At 62.4% G+C, this 24301-nt stretch carries 21 protein-coding genes; 12 read left to right on the top strand and 9 right to left on the bottom strand.

The window, feature by feature from the left end; all coding sequences use genetic code 11:
• Positions 1 to 9: 9 nt before the first annotated feature.
• The 3 genes from NPS58_RS09160 (at position 10) to NPS58_RS09150 (ending at position 2594) form a co-directional block, all read left to right on the top strand.
• Positions 10 to 1329 carry an MFS transporter gene (locus NPS58_RS09160; protein WP_274115140.1) on the top strand — a complete coding sequence of 440 codons (1320 nt, stop codon included), beginning with the start codon at positions 10 to 12 and terminating at the stop codon, positions 1327 to 1329.
• A gap of 213 nt (positions 1330 to 1542) precedes the next feature.
• Positions 1543 to 1869 (top strand): hypothetical protein, encoded by a 327-nt coding sequence (locus NPS58_RS09155; protein WP_274115139.1) that lies wholly within the window; start codon positions 1543 to 1545, stop codon positions 1867 to 1869.
• Positions 1870 to 1982: 113 nt separating this feature from the next.
• A complete protein-coding gene (locus tag NPS58_RS09150) occupies positions 1983 to 2594 on the top strand; it encodes a flavin reductase family protein (RefSeq protein ID WP_274115138.1) in 612 nt (203 codons plus the stop codon).
• Here the strand turns inward: NPS58_RS09150 and NPS58_RS09145 are convergent, their stop codons facing one another.
• Together NPS58_RS09145 and NPS58_RS09140 are read right to left on the bottom strand one after the other, a co-directional pair.
• On the bottom strand, positions 2595 to 2825 hold the full coding sequence (locus NPS58_RS09145; RefSeq protein ID WP_274115137.1) for a hypothetical protein: 231 nt from the start codon (positions 2823 to 2825) through the stop codon (positions 2595 to 2597).
• A gap of 38 nt (positions 2826 to 2863) precedes the next feature.
• A complete protein-coding gene (locus NPS58_RS09140; protein ID WP_274115136.1) occupies positions 2864 to 3172 on the bottom strand; it encodes an antibiotic biosynthesis monooxygenase family protein in 309 nt (102 codons plus the stop codon).
• A gap of 202 nt (positions 3173 to 3374) precedes the next feature.
• Here NPS58_RS09140 and NPS58_RS09135 point away from each other — a divergent pair, with 202 nt between their 5' ends.
• A complete protein-coding gene (locus NPS58_RS09135; protein WP_274115135.1) occupies positions 3375 to 4304 on the top strand; it encodes an AraC family transcriptional regulator in 930 nt (309 codons plus the stop codon).
• Between the two features lie 3 nt (positions 4305 to 4307).
• Here NPS58_RS09135 and NPS58_RS09130 read toward each other — a convergent pair whose 3' ends face one another.
• Positions 4308 to 5747, bottom strand: a complete 1440-nt coding sequence (locus NPS58_RS09130; RefSeq protein WP_274115134.1) for an aldehyde dehydrogenase family protein — start codon at positions 5745 to 5747, stop codon at positions 4308 to 4310.
• Positions 5744 to 7381 carry a 5-guanidino-2-oxopentanoate decarboxylase gene (locus tag NPS58_RS09125; protein ID WP_274115133.1) on the bottom strand — a complete coding sequence of 546 codons (1638 nt, stop codon included), beginning with the start codon at positions 7379 to 7381 and terminating at the stop codon, positions 5744 to 5746. The genes NPS58_RS09130 and NPS58_RS09125 overlap by 4 nt, the downstream gene beginning before the upstream one ends.
• Positions 7382 to 7495: 114 nt before the next feature.
• On the opposite strand from NPS58_RS09125, the gene NPS58_RS09120 reads away from it, so the two are divergent.
• On the top strand, positions 7496 to 8395 hold the full coding sequence (locus NPS58_RS09120; RefSeq protein WP_274115132.1) for a LysR substrate-binding domain-containing protein: 900 nt from the start codon (positions 7496 to 7498) through the stop codon (positions 8393 to 8395).
• Positions 8396 to 8399: 4 nt separating this feature from the next.
• Here NPS58_RS09120 and NPS58_RS09115 read toward each other — a convergent pair whose 3' ends face one another.
• Together NPS58_RS09115 and NPS58_RS09110 are read right to left on the bottom strand one after the other, a co-directional pair.
• Positions 8400 to 9017: an NAD(P)-dependent oxidoreductase gene (locus tag NPS58_RS09115; protein ID WP_274115131.1), complete on the bottom strand. Its 618-nt coding sequence runs from the start codon at positions 9015 to 9017 to the stop codon at positions 8400 to 8402.
• A gap of 30 nt (positions 9018 to 9047) precedes the next feature.
• Entirely contained in the window at positions 9048 to 9932 is an 885-nt protein-coding gene (locus NPS58_RS09110; protein ID WP_425313037.1) for an MBL fold metallo-hydrolase, read from the bottom strand.
• A 103-nt stretch (positions 9933 to 10035) separates the two neighbouring features.
• Between NPS58_RS09110 and NPS58_RS09105 the strand changes: the two genes are divergently transcribed.
• Entirely contained in the window at positions 10036 to 10944 is a 909-nt protein-coding gene (locus NPS58_RS09105; RefSeq protein WP_274115130.1) for a LysR family transcriptional regulator, read from the top strand.
• Positions 10945 to 11287: 343 nt separating this feature from the next.
• Positions 11288 to 12742 (top strand): MDR family MFS transporter, encoded by a 1455-nt coding sequence (locus tag NPS58_RS09100; RefSeq protein ID WP_274115129.1) that lies wholly within the window; start codon positions 11288 to 11290, stop codon positions 12740 to 12742.
• 54 nt (positions 12743 to 12796) lie between these two features.
• Here the strand turns inward: NPS58_RS09100 and NPS58_RS09095 are convergent, their stop codons facing one another.
• The gene (locus NPS58_RS09095; protein WP_274115128.1) at positions 12797 to 13429 is read right to left on the bottom strand and encodes a TetR family transcriptional regulator; all 633 of its coding nucleotides are present in this window, start codon (positions 13427 to 13429) and stop codon (positions 12797 to 12799) included.
• 257 nt (positions 13430 to 13686) lie between these two features.
• Here NPS58_RS09095 and NPS58_RS09090 point away from each other — a divergent pair, with 257 nt between their 5' ends.
• The 4 genes from NPS58_RS09090 to NPS58_RS09075 all read left to right on the top strand — a co-directional run bounded on the left by NPS58_RS09090 (position 13687) and on the right by NPS58_RS09075 (position 20977).
• Complete coding sequence (locus NPS58_RS09090) at positions 13687 to 14838, top strand: efflux RND transporter periplasmic adaptor subunit (protein WP_274115127.1); 1152 nt, start codon at positions 13687 to 13689, stop codon at positions 14836 to 14838.
• 3 nt (positions 14839 to 14841) lie between these two features.
• On the top strand, positions 14842 to 17994 hold the full coding sequence (locus NPS58_RS09085) for an efflux RND transporter permease subunit (RefSeq protein ID WP_274115126.1): 3153 nt from the start codon (positions 14842 to 14844) through the stop codon (positions 17992 to 17994).
• On the top strand, positions 17991 to 19445 hold the full coding sequence (locus NPS58_RS09080; RefSeq protein WP_274115125.1) for an AdeC/AdeK/OprM family multidrug efflux complex outer membrane factor: 1455 nt from the start codon (positions 17991 to 17993) through the stop codon (positions 19443 to 19445). The genes NPS58_RS09085 and NPS58_RS09080 overlap by 4 nt, the downstream gene beginning before the upstream one ends.
• A gap of 278 nt (positions 19446 to 19723) precedes the next feature.
• Positions 19724 to 20977 carry an OprD family porin gene (locus NPS58_RS09075; RefSeq protein WP_274115124.1) on the top strand — a complete coding sequence of 418 codons (1254 nt, stop codon included), beginning with the start codon at positions 19724 to 19726 and terminating at the stop codon, positions 20975 to 20977.
• Positions 20978 to 21037: 60 nt separating this feature from the next.
• On the opposite strand, the gene NPS58_RS09070 is transcribed toward NPS58_RS09075, so the two are convergent.
• The gene (locus NPS58_RS09070) at positions 21038 to 21943 is read right to left on the bottom strand and encodes a TauD/TfdA dioxygenase family protein (RefSeq protein ID WP_274115123.1); all 906 of its coding nucleotides are present in this window, start codon (positions 21941 to 21943) and stop codon (positions 21038 to 21040) included.
• 182 nt (positions 21944 to 22125) lie between these two features.
• Between NPS58_RS09070 and NPS58_RS09065 the strand changes: the two genes are divergently transcribed.
• Positions 22126 to 23052 carry a LysR family transcriptional regulator gene (locus tag NPS58_RS09065; RefSeq protein ID WP_274115122.1) on the top strand — a complete coding sequence of 309 codons (927 nt, stop codon included), beginning with the start codon at positions 22126 to 22128 and terminating at the stop codon, positions 23050 to 23052.
• On the opposite strand, the gene NPS58_RS09060 is transcribed toward NPS58_RS09065, so the two are convergent.
• Positions 23009 to 24055: an ABC transporter substrate-binding protein gene (locus NPS58_RS09060; RefSeq protein WP_274115121.1), complete on the bottom strand. Its 1047-nt coding sequence runs from the start codon at positions 24053 to 24055 to the stop codon at positions 23009 to 23011. The two genes, NPS58_RS09065 and NPS58_RS09060, sit on opposite strands and share 44 nt — an antisense overlap.
• Positions 24056 to 24301: the final 246 nt, after the last annotated feature.

The following is a 24301-nucleotide window of genomic DNA, read 5'->3' as shown; positions in this document are numbered from 1 at the left end:
GTTCCGTCAATGGATAACTCCTCTACCCTGCCTGCTGGGGCGGCTGTAGCGCCTGCCGCAGAAAAAACCACCCGTAGCCGCCTCAAGTCGATCTTCAGCGGTTCGATCGGCAACATGGTCGAATGGTACGACTGGTACGTCTACGCCGCGTTTTCCCTGTACTTCGCCAAGGCCTTCTTCCCGGCCGGCGACACCACCGCACAACTGTTGAACACTGCCGCCATCTTCGCCGTGGGCTTCCTGATGCGTCCAATCGGCGGCTGGCTGATGGGCATCTATGCCGACCGCAAAGGCCGCAAGGCCGCTTTGATGGCATCGGTGCTGCTGATGTGCGCAGGCTCGCTGGTCATTGCCCTGACTCCAGGCTATGAAACCATCGGCGTTGCCGCCCCTGTCCTGCTGGTGATCGCCCGCCTGATGCAGGGCTTGTCGGTTGGCGGCGAATACGGCACCTCGGCCACCTACCTCAGCGAGATGGCCACCAAGGAACGTCGCGGCTTCTTCTCCAGCTTCCAGTACGTGACGCTGATCTCCGGCCAGCTCATCGCCCTGGCGGTGTTGATCATCCTCCAGCAGACCCTGACCACCGAGCAGCTGTATGCCTGGGGCTGGCGCGTACCGTTCGTGATCGGCGCCCTGTGCGCGGTCGTGGCCCTGTACCTGCGTCGTGGCATGGAAGAAACCGCCTCCTTCACCAAGAAGGAAAAGTCCAAGGAAAGCCTGATGCGCACCCTGATGCGTCATCCGAAGGAACTGGCAACCGTGGTCGGCCTGACCATGGGCGGTACCCTGGCGTTCTACACCTACACCACTTACATGCAGAAGTACCTGGTGAACACGGTGGGCATGAGCATCAGCGACTCGACCACCATTTCGGCGGCGACGCTGTTCCTGTTCATGTGTTTGCAGCCAGTCATCGGCACCCTGTCCGACAAGATCGGTCGTCGCCCGATCCTGATCGCCTTCGGTGTACTGGGTACCCTTTTCACCGTGCCGATCCTGACCACCCTGCACACCATCCAGAGCTGGTGGGGCGCGTTCTTCCTGATCATGGCAGCGCTGATCATCGTCAGCGGCTATACCTCGATCAACGCCGTGGTCAAGGCCGAGCTCTTCCCGACCGAGATCCGCGCCCTGGGCGTGGGCCTGCCATACGCACTGACCGTGTCGATCTTCGGCGGTACCGCTGAGTACGTGGCACTGTGGTTCAAGAGCATCGGCATGGAAACCGGCTTCTACTGGTACGTGACTGCCTGTATCGCCTGTTCGCTGCTGGTGTACCTGTTCATGAAGGACACCCAGAAACATTCGCGAATCACCACCGACTGAAGCATCGGCCAAGGCCAGCCAAAAGGGGCGTCCAGCAATGGACGCCCCTTTTTTCGTTCAACGGGTAATCAATCCTGTGGGAGGCGGCTTGCCTCGCAAAAATACATCTAATAATACGATTGTTATGCCTAATTTTTTGCGCTTTTTAATCAAATTAATCGGCGTAGCATTGAACCCATAGAAACAAACAACCCCACCCCCGGAGCAACGACCATGAAAACCAAACTGATCCTGACCCTGGCCTTCTCGGTACTGGCTGCCAACGCTTTCGCCGAAGACGGCTTCGACCGCACCAACGCCCACAGCTTCAGCGCCATCCAGAGCCAGTCGGCCACGTATGCAGAAGATGGCTTCGATCGCACCGGCGCCGCCAAGTTTGCCGAAGACGGTTTCGATCGCACCGGCGCTGCCAAGTTTGCCGAAGACGGTTTCGATCGCACTGGCGCTGCCAAGTTTGCCGAAGACGGTTTCGATCGCACTGGCGCCGCCAAGTTTGCCGAAGATGGCTTCGATCGCACCCAGGCCCACCGCATCAGCTGATCCCTGATGACATGCAGTCAGCCCGGCCTCGGCCGGGCTTAATCGTTTTCAGGCGGGCAAAGCCTTGGCACACTAGGCGCTTTCTCACAGGGAAGGCCTCTCGGCCAGCGCAGATGTACTACTACGAACCCGCAAAAGGCCACGGCCTGCCCCACGACCCTTTCAATGCCATCGTCGGCCCACGCCCCATCGGCTGGATTTCGTCCCAGGATGCCGAAGGCCGCTTGAACCTTGCGCCCTACAGCTTTTTCAATGCCTTCAACTACATTCCACCGATCATCGGCTTCTCCAGCGTCGGCCGCAAAGACAGCCTGAACAACATCGAGAAGACCGGCGAATTCGCCTGGAACCTGGCCACCCGCCCGTTGGCCGAGGCCATGAACCAGAGCTGCGCCGCCGTTTCACCCGAGGTCGATGAATTCGCCTTGAGTGGCCTGACCCCAGTGGCGTCCAAAGTCATTGCCGTGCCAAGGGTTCAGGAAAGCCCGGTGTCGTTCGAATGCAAGGTCACCCAGATCATCCAACTGCAACGGGCAGACCAGGTGCTGGTGCCGAGCTGGTTGATCCTGGGAGAAGTGGTGGCGGTGCATATCGCCGAGCACCTGCTCAAGGACGGCATCTACGATACCGCTGCGGCACAGCCGATCCTGCGCGGGGGTGGTCCTGCGGACTACTTCGAGCTGGGCAATCTGTTCAAGATGGCCCGCCCGCAGGTCAACGGTTGATTACCAGATCAGTTCGGCGTCGTCGCTGACGCCCTGCAGGCGCTCAAGTTCGGCGCAGGCCGCTTCGTCGGCGGCCAATGCGGTCTTGAAGGTCTGCCCCTCGAGCACCTTGTGAAAACGCGGTGCGCCGGTGGCGCCAAGGCCTTTGACGGCAATTGCCGCGTTGTAGCCTTCCTCACCACGGACAGCTGCCGAAACGGCTTCAAACTGCAAAAACTCTTTACGTGCCATGCGCCTCAAATCCACATCGATTGCCTGAAACCGCCATTCTAACCCGCAGACGGCTCGCCGAAGGTATGCAGGTCAAGGCTCGCGACTACCTGGGCCTGCACCAGCTCACCGAACAGATCCAGCGTGGGTGAGGCAAAGTAGCCGCTCATTGCCTGGTGATCGCTCCAGAATCCGCTGAGCAGCCATAGATCGGCATCGGCCTGGGACTGTTGCAGGTTGAAGTGCAGGCAACCCGGTGCCTGTCTCGATGGCTCGAGCAGTTGGCGCAAGCGTTCGCCCAGTTCCACTGAACGACCGCTGCTGGCCCGGATGAAAGCAAGGTGGGTGACCGAATGCGACAAGGTCATGAGCATCTCTCCTAGAGCAGCCAGTTGTTATTGCCAGGCTGCACAGGTTAGGCCACGCCTCGCGCGTACCGTTAGGCCATTCCTGTCATGCACTTGCCTGATCCTGCGCGCGGCAGGATCAGGCAAGCAGACGACAGCATCCGGCTAGCGCCACTGCTTGCACAAACCTATGCTGCACAGGTCCCTCTCCGGAAACACCGCGATGACTACTCCCGCCTCCGACCGCCAGGTCCTCGACCCTGAACTGGAACAGCAGCGCCAGGAGCTGGCTGACCTGGTACGTCGCCATGCACCGTGCGCCACCATCGCCGAATCGGCCATCGAAGACCTGTTCCTGGTGCAGTACACCGAAAGCGTGCGCTCCATGCCGGCGCTGGCACAGCCCGCGCTGTGCATCCTCGCCCACGGCAGCAAGGAGATCTGCCTGGGCGACGAGCGCTACGTCTATGACCCGCTGCACTACATGGTGCTGTCGGTGGCGTTGCCCATCAGTAGCGTATTGCTGGAGGCGAGCCCGGCGAACCCAAGCCTTGGCGTGCGGATGAACATTGACCCGGCACAGATCAACAACCTGATCGCCGAGGCCGGGCCCATGGGCGTCCCGGCCCTGCCGTCGGGTCGAGGCCTGTATGTGGAGCGCACCGATCCGCAGTTGCTCGACGCCTTGCTACGGTTGATTCGCCTGCTGGATACACCCAAGGACATCGCGGTGCTGGCACCGCTGATCCGCCGCGAAATACTCTACCGCCTGCTGCGCGGGCCCCAGGGTTATCGGCTGTATGAGATCGCCATGTCCAGCAGCCAGACCCACCGGGTATGCCAGGCCATCGAATGGCTGAACCAGCATTTTCATCGGCCGCTGCGCATCGAGGAGCTGGCTCGGGAGGTGAACCTGAGCAGCTCGACCCTGCACCACCGCTTCAAGGCCGTCACCTCCATGAGCCCGCTGCAGTATCAGAAACAACTGCGCCTGCAGGAGGCTCGGCGGTTGATGCTCAACGACGGCCTGGAGGCGGCGGTGGCCGGGTATCGGGTGGGCTACGAGAGCCCGTCGCAGTTCAGCCGTGAATACAGCCGGCTGTACGGGGCACCGCCGGTGCGCGACCTGGCGCGGTTGCGCAGCACTTTCTGAAGCCTAAACCGCCCTCACCACATGCTTGATCTCCTGGAACGCACTCAACCCCCAGGGCCCGAGTTCGCGACCCATACTGCTCTGCTTGTACCCGCCCCACGCCGTCTGCGGGAAGATCACCTGCGGCGCATTGATCCACACCAGGCCGGCCTGCAAGGCATTGGCCACCCGCTCGACGGCGTCCAGGTCCTGGCCAACCACGCTGGCCACCAGGCCAAACTCGCTGTCATTGGCCAAGGCAATCGCCTCGCCTTCGCTGGCGACTGGCCTGACGCAAAGCACTGGGCCAAAAATCTCCTCGCGCCACAGTGCGCTGTCCAGCGGTACATCGGTGAACACCGTGGGGCTGATGAAGTAACCACAGGATAGATCCGCCGGGCGCGCCCCACCGCACAGCAACCGGGCACCGGACGCCAGGCCCGCTGCGATATGCCCCTGCACTCGCTGGTACTGCAATGCGTTCACCAGGGGGCCCATTTCCTTGTCGCCCGTGAACGGTTCGCCCACCTGGATCGCCTCGGCGCGCGCCTTGAGTCGGGCGATAAAGTCCGGATACAGGGTTTCGGCCACCAGCACCCGACTGGTCGCCGAACACATCTGCCCGGCGTTGAAAAAACCGCCCAGGCAGGCCAGTTCGACTGCCAGCTCAAGATCGGCATCCTCCAGCACCAGCAACGAGGATTTGCCGCCCAGCTCCAGGCTCACCCCCTTGATGGTTTCTGCGGCGCGCTGCATGACCTGCACGCCCACCGCATTGCTGCCGGTAAACGAGACCTTGGCGATACGCGGGTCGGCTGCGAGCGCCGCGCCCACCGCGATCCCGGTACCACAGACCAGATTGAACACGCCCGCCGGCAAGCCGGCCTCGGCAATGATGGACGCCAGCTCAAGCTCCGCCAGTGGGGTGACCTCCGACGGCTTGAGCACTACGCAACACCCGGCCGCCAGGGCCGGGGCCAACTTCCAGGCGGTGGTGACCATGGGGAAGTTCCACGGCACGATCAAGCCGACCACGCCACAGGGCTCACGCCGCACGCGAGCGACAAAATCCTCGCTGGGCAGGCTCACCGGGCGGTCTTGTGCCGCATCGAGGCCGTCGGCCAGGTCGGCGTAGTAACGGAAGGTGGCGATCACATCGTCGACGTCCATCTGGGCTTCGGCCTGCGGCTTGCCATTGTTACTGGCTTGCAGGAACACCAGGCGTTCGCGACGCTGCTCGACACCCTCGGCAATCGCCCGCAGGACCACCGCGCGCTCGGCGGCGGTGCTGCTCGACCAACCGGCCAACGCCGCCTGGGCAGCCAGGCTGGCGCGCTCGACAGCAGCGCCGTCGCCCCCTGCCACTTCGGCCAGGGCCTGCTCGGTACTCGGGTTGATGACTGTCAGTGTTTGCGGACCCTGATGCCAGGCGCCGTCGATGTATACACCGGCAAGCTTCATCATGCTGGCACCGCCTGTTGCCATTGGCGCTGGTCGATCTCGATCAGGCTCGGGCCCTTGCGGTCGCAGGCCTGGCGCAGCGCGTCACGCAACTGCTCGACGCCCGCCACGGCCTGGGCGGCGCAGCCCAGCGCCTTGGCGACACCGATGAAGTCCGGAGTGTGGATGTCCACACCCACCGGCTCGATGGCGCGGTTGACCATGTATTTCTTGATTTCCTCGTAGCCCTGGTTGTTCCACAACAGCACGATCAGCGGTACCTGCGCCTCGGTGGCGCTGGCCAGTTCCGGCAAGGTGAACTGCAGGCCGCCGTCGCCGATCAGGCAGATCACCGGTGCGCGGTCTTCGATTGCTTCGGCACTGCCCAACCAGGCGCCCATGGCCGCTGGCAAGGCATACCCCAGGGTGCCGTAGCCGGTCGAGGCATTGAACCAGCGCCGCGGCTGATCCATGTCCAGGGTCAGGTTGCCGGTGTAGACCGGCTGCGTCGAGTCGCCGACCAGAATCGCGCCAGGTAGGGTATCGAGCAGCGTCTTGAGCATCCGCGTCTGGCTGTGCATCGGCAGGTCCCAGTCGGCCAGCAGCGTTGCACGCAGGCGCTCGGCACGACTGGCACCCCAATCGCTGCCGCGCACCGGTGCCGGCAGTTCGGCCAGGGCCACCAGCAAGGCCTGGGTGGCCACGGTGGCATCGGCCACCAGGGCAATTTCCGGCGGGTAGTTGCGCACGGTCTGGTCGGGGTCGATATCGATACGCAGCAATCGGCCCGGGATCTCGAAGCCACCTTTGAAGGTGACGTCGTAGTCGGTTTCGGCAAGCTCGGTGCCGATCGCCAGCACCACGTCCGCCTCGGCCACCAGTGCGCGGGTGGCTACCAGCGACTGGGTCGAACCGATTTGCAGCGGATGATCGGCAGGCAGCACACCCTTGGCGTTGATGGTCAAGGCCACGGGTGCCTGCAGGTACTCGGCCAGCCGGGTCAGTGCAGCGCTGGCATCGATAGCGCCGCCACCGGCCAGAATCAGCGGTCGACGCGCGCCGGACAGCAAGGCCGCCATCTGCGCCACCGGAGCCGGTGCGGCGCCGGCGCGGGCTATGCGTACCGGTGCGCTTGCCAGCAGATGGTCAGCGTCTTCAACCAGCACATCCAGCGGAATCTCGATGTGTACCGGACGCGGCCGGGCCCCGTCGAATACCGCGAAGGCGCGGGCCAGTACCATCGGCAGGTCGTCGGCGCTCATCAACGTATGCGAGAAGGCGGCGACGCCGGCGACCAGGCTGCCCTGGGCCGGCAGCTCGTGGAGCTTGCCGCGTCCGCCCCCTAGCGCATTACGCGACTGCACGCTGGAAATCACCAGCATCGGAATCGAGTCGGCATAGGCCTGGCCCATGGCCGTGGTGATGTTGGTCATGCCGGGGCCGGTAATGATGAAGCACACGCCAGGCTTGCCCCGGGTACGCGCATAACCGTCAGCCATGAAACCTGCGCCTTGCTCGTGACGAGGCGTGATGTGCCGAATGGAAGATCGCGCCAGCCCCCGATAGAGCTCGACGGTATGCACGCCAGGAATTCCGAAGACATGGTCCACGCCATAGCCTTCAAGGAGTTTGACCAGTACTTCGCCGCAAGTCGCCATGTTCGTGTGCCTGTTGTTGTGCTGAAAACAGGCTTTATTGGACCGCCGGCCCGCTACCGGCACAATGCATAAAAGCTCATACTAGCCATGTCCACAGATCATGGCTGACTCTCAATGAAACGCCTGCCGCCGCTGCCCGCCCTGCACACATTTCTGGTCACAGCCCAGTGCTGCAACTTCACCCGCGCCGCACAACTGCTGCATATCACCCAGGGCGCCGTCAGCCGCCAGATCGCCGGGCTCGAGGAGCACCTGGGCTATGCACTGTTCCTGCGCCAGGCCCGCGGCTTGAGCCTGACCCGTGAAGGCCAGGACTGGCTGCCACGAATACAGCAAGTATTCGCACTGATCGAGGAAGGCGTGCAGCATGTCGGTGCGCGCAGTGCCATCTTGCAGCTCAAGGCGCCCACCTGTGTGATGCGCTGGCTGTTGCCACGGTTGATGGAGTGGCAGGCCTTGCGCCCGGATGTGCCGGTGGAACTGACCACCACGGTGCAACATGGCGTGGACTTTCGGCGAGAAGTGTTCGATGCGGCCGTGGTGTATGGCGCGGCGCCCAACCATGGCTTGCACAAAATGAAGCTGTTCGATGAGCAACTGACCCCGGTGTGTGCGCCGCAATTGCTCACCGGTCCGCTACCCTTGCGGCAACTGGCGGACCTGGAGCAACACATGCTGCTGCACCCGACCCGCGACCAGCACGACTGGAATGTATGGCTCGGTGCAGCCGGAGCCCATCTGCCCGGGCATGGCAAGAACCAGCATTTCGAGACCCTGGACATGGCCATGTCCATGGCGTCGCAGGGAACCGGGGTGGCAATTGGCGACTGGTCGCTGATTGGCGATGACCTGCGTTGCGGGCGTCTGGTGACGCCCTTCCCGCTCAAGGTGTGCACGGGACAGGCCTATTACCTGGTCCGCCCGCAAGGCTCGGCGTCGCCGGCCCTGCAGGAACTGCTCGACTGGTTGCATGACCAGGCGGTAGGAGCGGGATTGCCCCGCGATAGCGTTTAGCCTGTCAAACCGCGCCTACGGTGAAGCGCTGGCGCGAATGGGCAGGCTTTTCCACTTCATCGAGCATGGCAATGGCGTAGTCGGCAAAGCTGATCCAACTCTTGCCATCGGCGCCGATCAACAAGTGATCCTTGCCGGTTTGGTAGGTCCCGGTACGTGGCCCCTCAATGAACTCGGCCGAAGGTGACAGGAAAGTCCAGTCCAGCTCCTTTTCCTGGCGCAGGGTGTCGAGGTAATGTCCGCCAGCAGAGGCCTCAGCCTTGTAGGCCTCTGGAAAATCCGGGCTATCGATGACCTTGTGCCCCGACGGCAGCAGCAGGCTGCCGGCCCCGCCGACCACCAGCAAGCGCTTGACCCCGGCCTTTTTCACCGGCTCGATGATCGCCTGAGGCTTGATACTGGAAAAATGCGCAGCGCTGAGCACCACGTCATGCCCGACCAACGCCTGCTCCAGTGCCGCGCCATCGCTGACGTCCAGCGCCACGGTTTTCACGCCTTCGCGGCCCTGCAACTGCGACGGATTGCGCGCGATGGCGGTGACGCGGTGACCACGACGCAGCGCCTCTTCCAGCAATTGGCTGCCGGCACGACCGGTAGCCCCGATGATTGCAATGTTGCTCATGAAACACCTCCTGTCAGGATTGAACGTTGCCTACCACTTCATTTCGCCCTTGGCGACCTTGGCACTGAGCTCCAGCGAGCTCGCTTCGCCCAGGTCCGGGTAGCGGTTGTGCATGGCCGCGATCAGCGCGGCGGCATTGCCGGCCTTGGCGGTTTCTTCATCGAAAGCGCGGATGTAGCCGGCGGTAAAGTGCACGGCTTCAAGCGACTCGCCGGGATGCCCCAGGTAATGCCCGGGTACCACGACCTGCGGCTTGAGCTGCTCGATGCGCTCGAGTGTCGCCAGCCAGTCCGAGTGCGACTGCGCCGTCTGGGTGTCGGCCATCCACACATGAATGTTCTGCGCGACCACTACGCCACCAACGATAGCCTTGATCGAGGGAATCCAGACGAAACTGCGATCCGGTTGCGGACCGTCGAGGCCGACCACTTCCAGTGTTTGCCCTTCGAGCACCAGTCGGTTGCCTTCAAGCGCGTTCGGCACGACCAGCCTGACCGGCTTGTCAGCGCCCATCTGCGGCCCCCAGTACACAAGCTTGGCGTCCATGGTCTGCTTGATGTGCGCAACCGTGGCCGCGGAAGCCACGACCCTGGCATGAGGATAGGCGTCGGCCAGGGTCTGCAGGCCGAAGTAATAGTCCGGATCGCCATGGCTGATGTAGATAGTGGTCAACCGTTTGCCGCTGGCACGCAGCCTGGCCAGTACCTGCTCCGCCTGGCCTTTGCCAAACTGGGCATCGATCAGAATGGCGTCATGCTTGCCACTGACAATGACCGAGCTGACCGGGAACAAGGCATCGGCGCCCGGGTTGAAGACATCCAGTTGCAGCGGCTGCTCGGCAGCATTGACCTGGACCATCGCCCCGAGGGCGGCGAACACCAGCAGCAAACCGCGAAGGGAAAACGAACGACGCATCTGGTATTTCCTGTAGATGGGCAATGAGCAACAGCTTAGTTGCACGAACCAATACAAAAAATGCGATGCTTAGACATAGTTTGTTTCTGAAATCGGTCAAATCATGGATCGTCTGACTGCAATGCGGGTCTTCGTCAGCGTGGTCGACCTGGGTAGCCAGTCGGCCGCTGCCGATCATCTCAACCTCTCGCGTCCGGTGGTATCACGCTACCTGGCAGAGCTCGAAGACTGGGTCGGAGCCCGGCTGATGCAACGCACCACTCGCCGTCTGAGCTTGACCGCCGCCGGCCAGGAAACCCTGCCGCGCTGCCGGCAGATGCTGGAACTGGCCGGCGACCTGCAAGCTGCGGTAAGCGCCCCCAACGACGCGCCTCGAGGCGAGTTGCGTATCAGTGTCAGCACCTCGTTTGGCCAGGCGCAGTTGATGGATGCGCTGGCCGACTACGTCAAGCGCTACCCCGGGGTGAAAATCGATCTGCAGATGCTCGATCGCACGGTCAACCTTGTGGATGAACGCATCGACCTGGCCATTCGTACCAGCAACGAGCTGGACCCCAACCTGATCGCCCGCCGCCTGACGGTGTGCCGCTCGGTGATTTGCGCCTCCCCGGCCTACCTGCGCGAGCACCCTGCCCCCGAACAGGTCCAGGACCTTGTCCGGCACAATTGCCTGACCCACTCCTACTTCGGCCGCAGCCTCTGGCATTTCAACGTCGAAGGCGAAGCGGTGTCGGTGCCGGTGCAGGGCAACATCAGTGCCAACGAGGCCATGACCCTGCAACGAGCGGCCCTGGCCGGTGCAGGCATTGCCATGCTGCCGACCTACCAGACCGCCGCCGCCCTGCGCAGTGGCGAACTGATACGCCTGCTGCCCCGGGCCCGCCCACAGGAACTGAACCTGAACGCCGTCTACACCTCGCGCAAGCACATGCCGGCCACCTTGCGCAGCATGCTCGACTTTCTTGCCGAGCGCTTTACCAACGAGCCTGAATGGGACCGCGACCTGCTCTAGCCCGGGCAGCCTTGGCAAAGCTGGCCTATGCTTTCAATAGCACCTGTGTGCTGTTGAAAAGAGGTGAGCATCATGGGCCTCAAATCCAGAAAATGCGCCGTAGTCTTCGCCATCGCCTCAGTGATCGGGCTCTACGCCGCAGCCGCCTATCGAGTCGAACAGGCTCGCCATCAGCCGTATTCAGCAGCCAGTTGCAGCCTTGCCCATTGCGTCCCGCACACCGCTACCCTGAGCGCCCTGAGGTAATTCCGGGGCAGACGCTTAGCAAGCTATCGAGTACACTGGCCAGCACTCACTTTCGCAGCGTAAGCCTGCGGAACAACCCTGCCTTTCGAGCTGGCCTGTGACGCAACTCAATACTCCGCAACCCGTCTTGCGCAGCGTGCTGGTCGCCTTGATGCTGGCGATTTTCCTTGGCGCGCTGGACCAGACCATCGTCGCTGTGTCGATGCCGGCGATTTCCGCGCAATTCAATGATGTCGGCCTGCTGGCCTGGGTGATTTCCGGCTATATGGTCGCCATGACCGTGGCCGTGCCGATCTACGGCAAACTCGGTGACCTGTATGGCCGGCGGCGGATGATCCTCACCGGCACTGCGCTGTTCACCCTGGCGTCGCTGTTCTGCGCGCTGGCCCAGAACATGGAACAACTGGTGCTCGCGAGAGTGCTGCAGGGGATTGGCGCTGGTGGCATGGTCTCGGTCAGCCAGGCGATCATCGGCGACTTCGTGCCACCACGGGAGCGCGGTCGCTACCAGGGGTATTTCAGCAGCATGTACGCCCTAGCCAGTGTCACCGGGCCGGTATTGGGCGGATATCTGACCGAGTATCTGTCGTGGCGCTGGGTGTTCTGGCTGAACCTGCCGCTGGGGCTGACGGCCTGGTGGGTCACTCGCCGGGCGCTGAAAACGCTGGTGGTACCGCAGGGCCGTGCGCGAGTCGACTACGTCGGCGCTGCCCTGTTGATCTTCGGCTTGAGCAGCTTGTTGCTGGGCATCACCCTGATCGGCCAGGGCCACCCCTGGTATTCGTCACAAGTCGCGAGCCTGCTGCTCTGCGCCCTGGTCGGCCTGTTTGTGTTCGTGCTTCACGAACGCCGGGCAGCGGAGCCTCTGCTGCCTCTCAAACTCTTCTCCAACCCCGTGGCCACCCTGTGCTGGTGCACCATCTTCTTCACCAGTTTCCAGGCCATCTCCCTGACCATGCTGATGCCGCTGCGCTACCAGAGCATTACCGGCGCGGGCGCCGACAGCGCGGCCCTGCACCTGCTGCCACTGGCCATCGGTTTGCCTATCGGTGCCTATTGCGGCGGACGCCTGACGACGTTGACCGGTCGTTTCAAACCGCAGATTCTGGGCGGTGCCTTGATGATGCCGTTTGCCATTGTCGGCATGGCATTCACGCCACCCCAGGCGGCCTGGCTCAGCGGGCTGTTCATGATTCTCACCGGCATCGCCTCGGGCCTGCAGTTCCCCACCTCGCTGGTGGCGACCCAGAGTGCGGTGGAGCCTCGGGACATCGGCGTGGCCACCAGCACCACCAACCTGTTCCGCTCACTGGGCGGCGCCATGGGCGTGGCATGCATGTCGGCTTTGTTGCTGGCGATGTTGCAGGACGGCGGCCTGAGCCTGGCCGGGGATGCATTGCTCGGCAGCCTCAAGGCAGGCGAACCGAGCGTGCAGATGCAGGAAGTATTGACGATGACTTTCCGCCATCTATTGCTGGGCAGCGCGATGGTGTCGCTGCTCGGGCTGGCAGCCGCACTGGCGTTGCCAGACAGGCAATTGCGCGGTCGGTAACAGGACTACGAGTGAAGGCTGTGGAAACAAATCATCACAAACCTTCACAAAGTGTCATTTGCGCAAGGACGGACTCAAGCGCAGCATGTCCAGCCCGGTATCGACCCAGTGCTCGGCTTCACCCAACAGGTCGAAGCTTTCTGGCAGGAGCAGCCAGCGGCGAATCAGGCCATCGATGTAAAAGTAGATCGCCAGCGCCGCACGTTCAGGGTCCACATCCGCGGGCAATTGCCCACGTTTGACTGCATTGCCCAGCGACAACGCGATATGGGCATGACATTCCACCGTCGAGGTCTGCCGCTGCTGGCGGATCTCGCACATATCGTCGGTGAACTCGCACTTGTGATGCAGAATTTCATTGATTCGCCGGGTTTTCGGGTCAAGTACCATCTGGTGCATCAACTGGACCAGCAGCTTGCGCATGCAGCCAAGTGGATCGAGCTCCTCTTCGCTTTCACTGGCCCGGGCCAGGGCATCGAGCGGCTCGTGCAGGCTGTCGAGCATGGCTTCGACCAGCTCGGCCTTGTCATTGAAATGCCAATAGATGGCACCACGGGTAACGCCGGCAAGCTTGGCGATATCCGCCAATGTGGTTCGCGCTACTCCGCGCTTGTAGAAGGCCTTTTCCGCCGCTTCAAGAATCTGGGCGCGGGTTTCCTGGGCTTCTTCTTTGGTTCGACGGACCATGGCAGTACGACCTCATCAAAACCCGGGTGCATGCACGGGCACCTGGGGGCTGAGCCGGATCAACCTTTTAATGGTTGTTACCGGTTAAATTCTGGGCTTGCAGCGACGTGGGGCATCGTCGGCAAGGTATTTACAAACAACCATGAATGTAAGTATATTCCTTAGCAAGCTATTTATCCACTCGACAACTTTTTTTCTATTCGCACCCTTTCCATTTATTCTTGAGCGTCTTCAGCTCTTGCGACCCGAGGATCTTCATGCAATTCAAGCCAGCTGTTACCGCTCTGGTATCCGCCGTCGCCCTGGCAACACTGCTCAGCGGCTGTAAAAAGGAAGAGGCCGCGCCAGAAGCGCACACTCCTCAGGTCGGCGTCGTCACCCTGCAAACCCAAGCCTATACCCTCACCTCCGATCTTCCGGGGCGTACCACTGCCTACCGGATCGCCGAAGTGCGTCCGCAGGTCAATGGCATCATCCTCAAGCGCCTGTTCAAGGAAGGCACCGAGGTCAAGGAAGGCCAACAGCTGTACCAGATCGATCCTTCGGTATACGAAGCGACCCTGGCCAGCGCCCAGGCCAACCTGCAATCGACCCGCTCGCTGTCCGAGCGCTACAAGCAGCTGGTAGCTGAACAAGCGGTCAGCCGCCAGGAATACGACGACGCCCAAGCCAAACGTTTGCAAGCTGAGGCGGCACTGCGCAGCGCCCAGATCGACCTGCGCTACACCAAGGTCCTCGCTCCCCTGAGCGGCCGCATCGGTCGTTCCGCTGTTACCGAGGGCGCACTGGTCAACAATGGCCAGGCCGATGCCATGGCGGTGATCCAGCAACTCGACCCGATCTATGTCGACGTCACCCAGTCTTCGGCCGAGCTGCTCAAGCTGCGCCGAGAACTGGAAAGCGGCCAACTGCAGAAAGTCGGCGAAAACGCCGCCAAGGTGACCCTGACCCTGGAAGACGGGAGCACCTACCGCCAGGAAGGTCGCCTGGAGTTCTCGGAAGTCTCGGTCGACCCGACCACCGGCTCCGTGACCCTGCGCGCCGTGTTCCCGAACCCTGAGCACAACCTGCTGCCCGGCATGTTCGTCCACGCGCGCCTCAAAGCCGGCGTCAACGCCCAGGCGATCCTCGCCCCGCAACAAGGCGTGACCCGTGACCTCAAGGGCCAGCCGACCGCGCTGATCGTCAACCAGGAAAACAAGGTTGAACTGCGCCAGCTCAAGGCCAGCCGTACCGTCGGTAGCGACTGGCTGATCCAGGAAGGCCTGAACGCCGGTGATCGCCTGATCACCGAAGGCTTGCAGTTCGTCAAGCCGGGCGTCGAGGTCAAGGTCAGCGAAGCCACCAACGTCAAGCCTGCTCAGCCAACCCAGGCCAATGCAAAGACTGCAGGGGCCAAAGGGGAGTAAACCATGTCGAGATTTTTTATCGATCGCCCGATCTTTGCCTGGGTGATCGCCTTGGTGATCATGCTGGTCGGCGCCTTGTCGATCCTGAAGTTGCCGATCAACCAGTACCCAAGCATTGCTCCGCCGGCCATCGCCATCGCCGTGACCTACCCGGGTGCCTCCGCGCAAACCGTGCAGGACACCGTGGTCCAGGTGATCGAGCAGCAGCTCAACGGTATCGACAACCTGCGTTATGTATCGTCGGAAAGTAACTCCGACGGCAGCATGACCATCACCGCGACCTTCGAGCAGGGGACCAACCCCGACACCGCCCAGGTCCAGGTACAGAACAAGCTGAACCTGGCCACCCCGCTGTTGCCGCAAGAAGTACAGCAGCAGGGTATCCGTGTGACCAAGGCAGTGAAGAACTTCCTGCTGGTGATCGGCCTGGTGTCCGAAGACGGCAGCATGTCCAAGGACGACCTGGCCAACTACATCGTGTCCAACATGCAGGACCCGATCTCGCGTACCGCCGGTGTCGGTGACTTCCAGGTCTTCGGTGCCCAGTATGCGATGCGGATCTGGCTGGACCCGGCCAAGCTGAACAAATTCCAGTTGACCCCGGTCGATGTGCGCACCGCCGTAGCGGCGCAGAACGTCCAGGTATCGTCCGGCCAGCTCGGCGGCCTGCCTGCCCTGCCCGGCCAGCAACTGAACGCCACCATCATCGGCAAGACCCGCCTGCAGACGGCCGAGCAGTTCGAAAAGATCCTGCTCAAGGTCAACCGCGATGGCTCGCAAGTACGCTTGAAGGATGTCGCGACCGTAGGTCTTGGCGGTGAAAACTACGCCGTCAGCGCACAGTTCAACGGCAAGCCGGCCTCGGGTCTGGCGGTCAAGCTGGCAACCGGGGCCAACGCCCTGGATACCGCCAAGGCCCTGCGCAAGACCATCAGCGATCTCGAGCCCTTCTTCCCCGAAGGCATGAAGGCAGTGTTCCCGTATGACACCACGCCGGTAGTGACCGAGTCGATCAGCGGGGTAATCCACACCCTGATCGAAGCGATCGTTCTGGTGTTCCTGGTGATGTACCTGTTCCTGCAGAACTTCCGCGCCACCATCATCACCACCATGACCGTGCCTGTGGTACTGCTCGGCACCTTCGGCATCCTGGCCGCGGCGGGCTTCAGTATCAACACCCTGACCATGTTCGGCATGGTGCTGGCCATCGGCTTGCTGGTGGATGACGCCATCGTCGTGGTGGAGAACGTCGAACGGGTAATGGCCGAAGAGGGGTTGTCACCCAAGGAGGCGACCAAGAAGTCCATGGGCCAGATCCAGGGCGCCCTGGTCGGTATCGCCCTGGTGCTCTCGGCGGTACTGCTGCCCATGGCGTTCTTCGGTGGTTCCACCGGTGTGATCTACAAGCAGTTCTCGATCACCATCGTGTCGGCCATGGCCTTGTCGGTCGTGGTAGCCCTGATCTTCACCCCGGCCTTGTGCGCCACTATGCTCAAGCCGATTCCCAAGGGTGAGCACGGCACGCCCAAGCGCGGCTTCTTCGGCTGGTTCAACCGCAATTTCGACCGCAGCGTCAAAAGCTACGAGCGCGGCGTGGGCAACATCCTGCGTCACAAGGCACCGTACCTGCTGGCCTACCTGCTGATCATGGTCGGCATGATCTGGCTGTTCATGCGCATCCCCACCGCATTCCTTCCCGAGGAAGACCAGGGCGTACTGTTCGCCCAGGTGCAGACCCCGGCCGGATCCAGCGCCGAGCGGACCCAGGTGGTGATCGACGAAATGCGTGCCTACCTGCTCGACAAGGAAGCCGATACCGTTGCCTCGGTGTTCACCGTCAACGGCTTCAACTTCGCCGGTCGCGGCCAGAGCTCGGGCATGGCCTTCATCATGCTCAAGCCGTGGGGCGAGCGCTCTGCCGAGAACAACGTGTTCAACCTGGCAGCCCGTGCCCAGCAGCACTTCTTCAGCTTCCGCGACGCGATGGTGTTTGCCTTTGCCCCGCCTGCGGTACTGGAGCTGGGTAACGCCACCGGTTTCGACGTGTTCCTGCAAGACCGTGCCGGTGTCGGCCACGACAAGCTGATGGAAGCGCGCAACCAGTTCCTGGGCCTGGCGGCAGAGAGCAAGATCCTGTCGGCCGTGCGTCCGAACGGCTTGAACGATGAACCGCAGTACCAGCTGACCGTCGACGACGAGCGCGCCAGCGCCCTGGGCGTGACCATCGCCGACATCAACAACACCCTGTCGATTGCCCTGGGTGCCAGCTACGTCAACGACTTCATCGACCGCGGTCGGGTCAAGAAGGTGTACATCCAGGGTGAGCCCGGCTCACGCATGAGCCCGGAAGACCTGCAGAAGTGGTACGTGCGCAACGCTGTCGGCGAGATGGTGCCGTTCTCCTCCTTTGCCACTGGCGAATGGATCTACGGTGCGCCGAAACTGTCGCGTTACAACGGTGTAGAGGCCATGGAAATCCTCGGTGCGCCAGCCCCTGGCTACAGTACCGGTGAGGCCATGCTCGAAGTCGAGCGCATTGCCGCACAACTGCCGGCGGGTATCGGCTACTCCTGGACCGGCCTGTCGTACGAGGAACGCCTCTCGGGCTCCCAGGCGCCAGCGCTGTATGCCCTGTCGCTGCTGATGGTGTTCCTGTGCCTGGCGGCGTTGTACGAAAGCTGGTCGATTCCGATCTCGGTCATGCTCGTGGTACCGCTGGGTATCATCGGTGCCCTGCTGGCTACCAGCTTGCGCGGATTGTCCAACGACGTGTACTTCCAGGTGGGTCTGTTGACCACCATTGGTCTGGCGGCGAAGAACGCGATTCTGATCGTGGAATTTGCCAAGGAACTGCATGAGCAGGGCCGCAGCCTGATCGATGCGGCCATCGAAGCCTGCCGGATGCGTCTGCGGCCGATCATCATGACCTCGCTGGCGTTCATTCTGGGCGTGGTACCGTTGGCTATCTCCACCGGTGCAGGTTCGGGCAGCCAGCATGCGATCGGTACCGGGGTAATCGGCGGCATGCTGACCGCCACCGTACTGGCCATTTTCTGGGTACCGCTGTTCTTCGTTACTGTGTCGTCGATGTTCGGCAGCAAGAAGCCTGAAGAAGACGCCGCACCTGAAACTCCACGCTATGAGGCTGGGCAATGAGTAAGTCCCTGTTGTCCCTGGCGGTAACCGCTTTCATTCTTGGCGGCTGCTCGCTGATCCCTGACTACCAGACCCCGGAATCGCCGGTGGCCGCGCAGTGGCCGCAAGGCCCTGCCTATTCGCCGACCGAGTCGGCGGATGTGGCTGCCGCCGAACAGGGCTGGCGTCAGTTCTTCAATGACCCGGCGCTGCAGCAACTGATCCAGACCTCGCTGGTCAACAACCGCGACCTGCGGGTCGCGGCGCTGAACATCGATGCCTACCGGGCGCAGTACCGCATCCAGCGGGCCGACCTGTTCCCGGCGGTCAGCGCCAATGGCAGCGGCAGCCGCCAGCGGATACCCGCCAACCTGTCGCAGACCGGCGATTCCGAAATCACCAGCCAGTACTCGGCCACCCTCGGGGTGAGCGCCTACGAGCTGGACCTGTTCGGCCGGGTGCGCAGCCTTACCGAGCAGCAACTGGAAATCTACCTGTCCAGCGAAGAGGCCCGGCGTTCCACCCAGATCAGCCTGGTGGCCAGCGTTGCCAATGCCTACTTCACCTGGCAGGCCGACCAGGCGCTGCTCAAGCTGACCGAAGACACCCTCAAGACCTACGAGGAAAGCTACGCGCTGACCTTGCGCAGCAACGAGGTGGGTGTCGCCTCGGCCCTGGACCTGAGCCAGGCGCGCACCTCGGTTGAAGGTGCCCGGGTCAAGCTGGCCCAGTACCAGCGCCTGGTCGCCCAGGACCTGAACAGCCTGACCGTGCTGGTCGGCACCGGCCTGCCGGCCAACCTGCCGGCAGCGCGCAGCCTGGACAGCGATGTGCTTGCCGAAGTCCCGGCCGGCTTGCCGTCCGAGGTGCTGCAACGCCGTCCGGACATCCAGGAAGCCGAGCACCTGCTCAAGGCCGCCAACGCCAACATCGGCGCGGCCCGTGCAGCGTTCTTCCCGAGCATCAGCCTGACCGCAAATGCCGGGACCCTGAGCCCGGACATGGGTGGATTGTTCAAGGGCGGTTCGGGTACCTGGCTGTTCCAGCCGCAGATCAACCTGCCGATCTTCAACGCCGGTGCCCTGCGTGCCAGCCTCGACTACTCGAAGATCCAGAAGGACATCAACGTCGCGAAATACGAAAAAACCATCCAGACCGCCTTCCAGGAAGTCTCCGATGGCCTCGCTGCGCGCAAGACCTTCAACGATCAGCTGCAGGCCCAACGCGACCTGGTCGCCGCCAACCAGGACTACTACCGCCTGGCCGAGCGTCGCTACCGCATTGGTGTCGACAGCAACCTGACCTTCCTCGACGCCCAGCGTCAGCTGTTCAACACCCAACAGGCGTTGATCAGCGATCGCCTGTCTCAGCTGGTCAGCGAGGTCAACCTGTACAAGGCCCTCGGTGGCGGCTGGTACGAGCAGACCGGCCAGGCGCAGCAGCAGGCTGCGGTTGATACGCCAAAAGGCTGATGCTGGCCTGTAGTTCCAAAGCCCACCCTTGCGGTGGGCTTTTTCATGCGTCCCGCAGGAGCGGGCTTGCCACGCGACCAACGCAAAACTAACCAACCAGTTAGTGTTCGATTATCGCCCGATTCCGCCTGTAACGAATTGATTCACCCCCGCCCGCCACCGCACCATCCCTTCGCAGCTTCTCCCAGGTTTCTACCCAAGATCGTTGCCCGGCCTGTGACTTTTCAGCGTCACAGCGGATGGCTTCGGCTTACATAAAAACAAGAGACACAGACAATATGACCGCACTCCCACCCGCACGACACCTGCTTCCCGGCCTGCTGGCCATGACTTGCGCCCTGCCCGCTGTTGCGGCTGAAGGCGGCTTTGTCGAAGACGCCAAGGCCAGCCTCAACCTGCGCAACTTCTACATCAATCGCAACTTCGTCGACCCGGCCAACCCCCAGGGCAAGGCGGAGGAATGGACCCAGAGCTTCATCCTCGATGCCCGCTCCGGCTTCACCCAGGGTGTGGTTGGCTTCGGCGTGGATGTACTGGGCCTGTACTCGGTCAAGCTCGATGGCGGCCGCGGCACGGCAAACACCAACCTGTTGCCGGTGCATGACGACGGACGCCCGGCCGACGACTTTGGCCGCCTGGGCGTAGCGCTCAAGGCCAAGGTGTCGAACACCGAACTGAAGGTGGGTGAATGGATGCCGGTGCTACCGATTCTGCGCTCCGACGACGGCCGCTCGCTGCCGCAGACCTTCCGCGGCGGGCAGGTAACCTCCCAGGAAATTGCCGGCCTGACCCTGTATGCCGGCCAGTTCCGCGGCAACAGCCCGCGTAACGACGCGAGCATGGAAGACATATCGATGAACGGCCGAGCGGCCTTCACCTCCGACCGTTTCAACTTTGCCGGCGGCGAGTACAGTTTCAACGACAAGCGCACCCTGATCGGCCTGTGGAATGCCGAACTCAAGGACATCTACAACCAGCAGTACGTCAACCTGGTCCACAGCCAGCCCCTGGGTGACTGGACCCTGGGCGCCAACCTGGGCTATTTCATCGGCAAGGAAGACGGCGCGGCCCGTGCCGGCGACCTGGACAACCGCACCGCCTCGGCGCTGCTGTCGGCCCGCTACGGTGCCAGCACCTTCTATGTCGGCCTGCAGAAAGTCAGCGGCGACGATGCCTGGATGCGGGTCAACGGCACCAGCGGCGGTACCCTGGCCAACGACAGCTACAACTCAAGCTTCGACAATGCCCAGGAACGCTCCTGGCAGGTGCGTCATGACTTCAACTTCGCAGGTGTCGGCGTGCCAGGCCTGACGCTGATGAACCGCTATATCAGCGGCGACAACGTGCACACCGGGACCATCACCGATGGCAAGGAATGGGCGCGGGAATCGGAGCTGGCGTACGTGATCCAGTCCGGTACCTTGAAAAACCTGTCGTTCAAATGGCGCAACTCGACCATGCGCCGCGACTACAGCAGCAATGCCTTCGATGAGAACCGCCTGATCGTCAGCTATCCGATCAGCATTCTCTGACGCCATCGCGGGGCAAGCCCGCTCCTACAGAGTAGGAGCGGGCTTGCCCCGCGACTGCGATCAAACCCCGCGCGTCGTCCGGCTACGCTGCCCGGTCACCCCCACCGGCACATCCCCCTGCAAGGTCACCCGGCGTACCACTCGCCCCTGGGTACCATAGTCGTCCACCGCATAGTGCTGGGTGGCGCGGTTGTCCCAGATTGCCACGTCACCGGCCTGCCAACGCCAGCGCACGGTATTCTCCAGGCGAGTAACGTGGCTCTGCAGCAGATTGAACAGGTGCGTGGAATCAAACTGCGAGTAGCCCTTCAGACGTTTGACGAAGTGGCCCAGCAGCAGGTTTTTCTCACCACTGACCGGGTGGACGCGCACCACGGGATGCTCGGTCTCGTACACGGTAGAGGTGAAGATCCGGCGATAGCTCTCCTGCTGCTCCTGGGTGACATTCGGCTTGGCCGCCGCGTAGTCATACTCATTGCTGTGTACCGCCCAGAGCTGGTCGGCCAGCGCCTGCAGCTCGGCCGGCAGGTCCAGGTACGCCGTCGCGGTGTTGGCCCATACGGTGTCGCCACCCGACTCGGGGGCCACCACCGAACGCAGGATCGAGGCCTTGGGATAGGCATCCACGAAGGTCACATCGGTGTGCCAGGAGTTGGCCCGGCGCCCTTCGCCGCCATCCAGTTCCAGCAGGTAGCGAGTGCCTTCGCGCACCGGCACCGTGGGGTGGGCAATCGGTTCGCCGAGCAGGTGGGCAAAGGCTTCCTGCCCTTGGTCATCAAGGTGATGCTGGGCACGAAAGAAGATCACCTTGTACTTCACCAGCGCGGCCTGGATGGCCTCGATCACCGCTGGTTCAAGGTCGGCGCTCAACTGCACCCCACGGATCTCGGCACCGATGCGTCCGGCGACCGGGTGGATGTCCAGCGCATGGCTGACGGGTGCTACGGCGCGTGCGGCATTGCTCATGGTATGACCCTCATCTGGCTGCTTTGCGAAAAGTGCCGATGAAACACTTGCGCTATCTATATGCAAATAAGCTCTAACAGATTTTCAAGTGCTTCATTGACGGAATAAGAGCTTGCATTTAAAACCTGAGCCATCGTGGCGGCAAATACCTTCGCCGTATTTTTGGAATGCCGGGAAAGCATATGGATCTTCGCCAACTGCGTTACTTCATCGCCCTCACCGAACACCGCAGTTTTGTCCGCGCGGCCGATGCCATGGGCATCACCCAGCCGGCCTTCAGCCGCAGCATCCAGGGCCTGGAACAAGAGTTCGGGTGTGTGCTGGTGGACCGCGGCAACAAGGATCTGCGCCCCACCCCAGAAGGCCAGGTGGTGCTCCAGCATGCCTTGCGCCTGGTGCAGGGCGCCGCGCAGCTCAACAGCGAGGTGTTGCAGATGACCAAGCTCGATGCCGGCGAGCTGCACTTCGGCTGCGGCCCGGCGCCTGCCGTGCATCTGGTGCCGCGGGCGCTGGCGCAGTTTCTCGACGCCCACCCCAAGGTGCGCACCAGTCTTGAAGTGGACAACTGGGAGAAGCTCAGCCGGGCCTTGAACCGGGAGGAAATCGAGTTTTTCGTGGCTGACATCCGCCAGTTCGAGGCCGACCCGAACTTTCACACCTTGCCGCTGAGCCCCCGGCGCGGGCTGTTTTTCTGCCGCCCGGGGCACCCCTTGCTGGCCAAGGACAGCCTGTCGACCAACGACATGTTCGACTACCCGCTGGCCACCACGCTGATCCCGCCCGGCGTGCGCAAGCTGCTTGCCAACCTCAGTGGCAAGACCGACTTCACCCCCCAGCTGCAAACCGAGCACCTGCCGACTTTGGTGCGTCGGGTGCTGGGCAGTGACGCTATCGGTATCGGTACCGAGGAAGCCTTTGCCGACGACATCCAGCAGGGACGACTGATTCGCCTGCACTGGCGCAACCTGCCGGCCAATCTCGACAGCCTCAACGCCCGCTGCGGCATTGTCAGCCGCAGCGGTTATCGCCTGTCGCCAGCGGCGAAGGCCATGATCGATACCCTTATCAGCCTCGATCAGCAGCCAGCGCTGCAGGTGCTGGCCGGATAGCCTGGGGCGCCAGCCACTCGGCCACCTTGAACGGCTTGCGGATCAGCCGTTGCTCGGCGGCCAGGTCGACCGAGGCCTGCAACTGATCGAGAAACGGCTGGTCCAGGCTCGAGCGAAAGGTCTGCTGGAGCGTCTCGTCCTGCAGGTCGCGCTCGAGAATCACCGGCGGATAACTGGCCAACCCGGATACCAGCGCGATATAGGCCTTCTTGTTGGCTTCGTCGCTCAACCACTGCACCGCCTGTTGCTGGGCATCGAGCAGGCGTTGGACCAGTTCGGGATGCGCATCGACAAACGCGCCCGCCCCCACCAGCACCGCCTGGATGCTGCCGGCACCGCCGAGGTCGCGGGTATTGAGCGGCAGGTCGGCGAGGCCACGTGCCTGCAAGGCGGTCAGCCCGGACAGCCCCCAGGTCGCATCGATCTGCCGGGCGGCCAGGGCGGCGACGGCTGCGTTGAAATCCAGGTTGATCACTTTCAGGTCCTTCTCGCTCAACCCCTGGCTGGCCAGGGCGGCATCGAACGACAGCTGGCTGGCCGTGCCCCTGAAGATCGCCACGCGCTTGCCCTTGAGGTCCTGCAAGGTCTTGATGTCGCTGCCCGGTACCACACCCAGGTAATGCTTGATGCCCCGCCCGGTGGCCGACAGCAAGCGGGTGTCGACGCCATTGGCCTTGCCGATGATGGCGGCCAGGTCGCCCAGGTAGGCGAAGTCGACCTGGCCATTGGCAAAGGCCTCGTTGATCACCGGGCCCGCCCCCTTGAAGTAGTTCCACTGGATGGTGATGCCATCGGCCGCAAAGGCTTTTTCCAGCAACTGCTGGTTGCGCAGCACATCGCTGATCCCGCCCCCCGAATTTTGCGTACCCGCACTCAGGTCCGGCACGGCGATCCGGATTTCCCGCACGGCGCTGGCCTGCGCCAGCGGCGGTAGCCAACCGACCACGGCAGCCAGGGCGGGGGCGGCAAACAGACTGAAAACACGGTTGATCGAGAGGTTCATGGCACGCGACTCCTTGTAGTGGTGCGGCCACGCTAACCACATCTACGCCATACAAATAAATACTAATAAATTACATTTTAATAACCTAAAAACATAAGCAAGGGGCCACGGGGCGTGTGTCGACCTATGCCTGCGCCACACAAAAAATATGCTTCGAATGCATTGGATACGCCGCTGGGCAGCTGCTTTAAATGAACACTCTTATAAGAATTTCGAATCTGAACCAATAAACATATACCCATAAAG

It is taken from the genome of Pseudomonas putida, from assembly GCF_028682455.1.
Lineage (GTDB): Bacteria > Pseudomonadota > Gammaproteobacteria > Pseudomonadales > Pseudomonadaceae > Aquipseudomonas > Aquipseudomonas putida_AA.
This window is presented reverse-complemented; position numbering and strand designations above follow the sequence as displayed.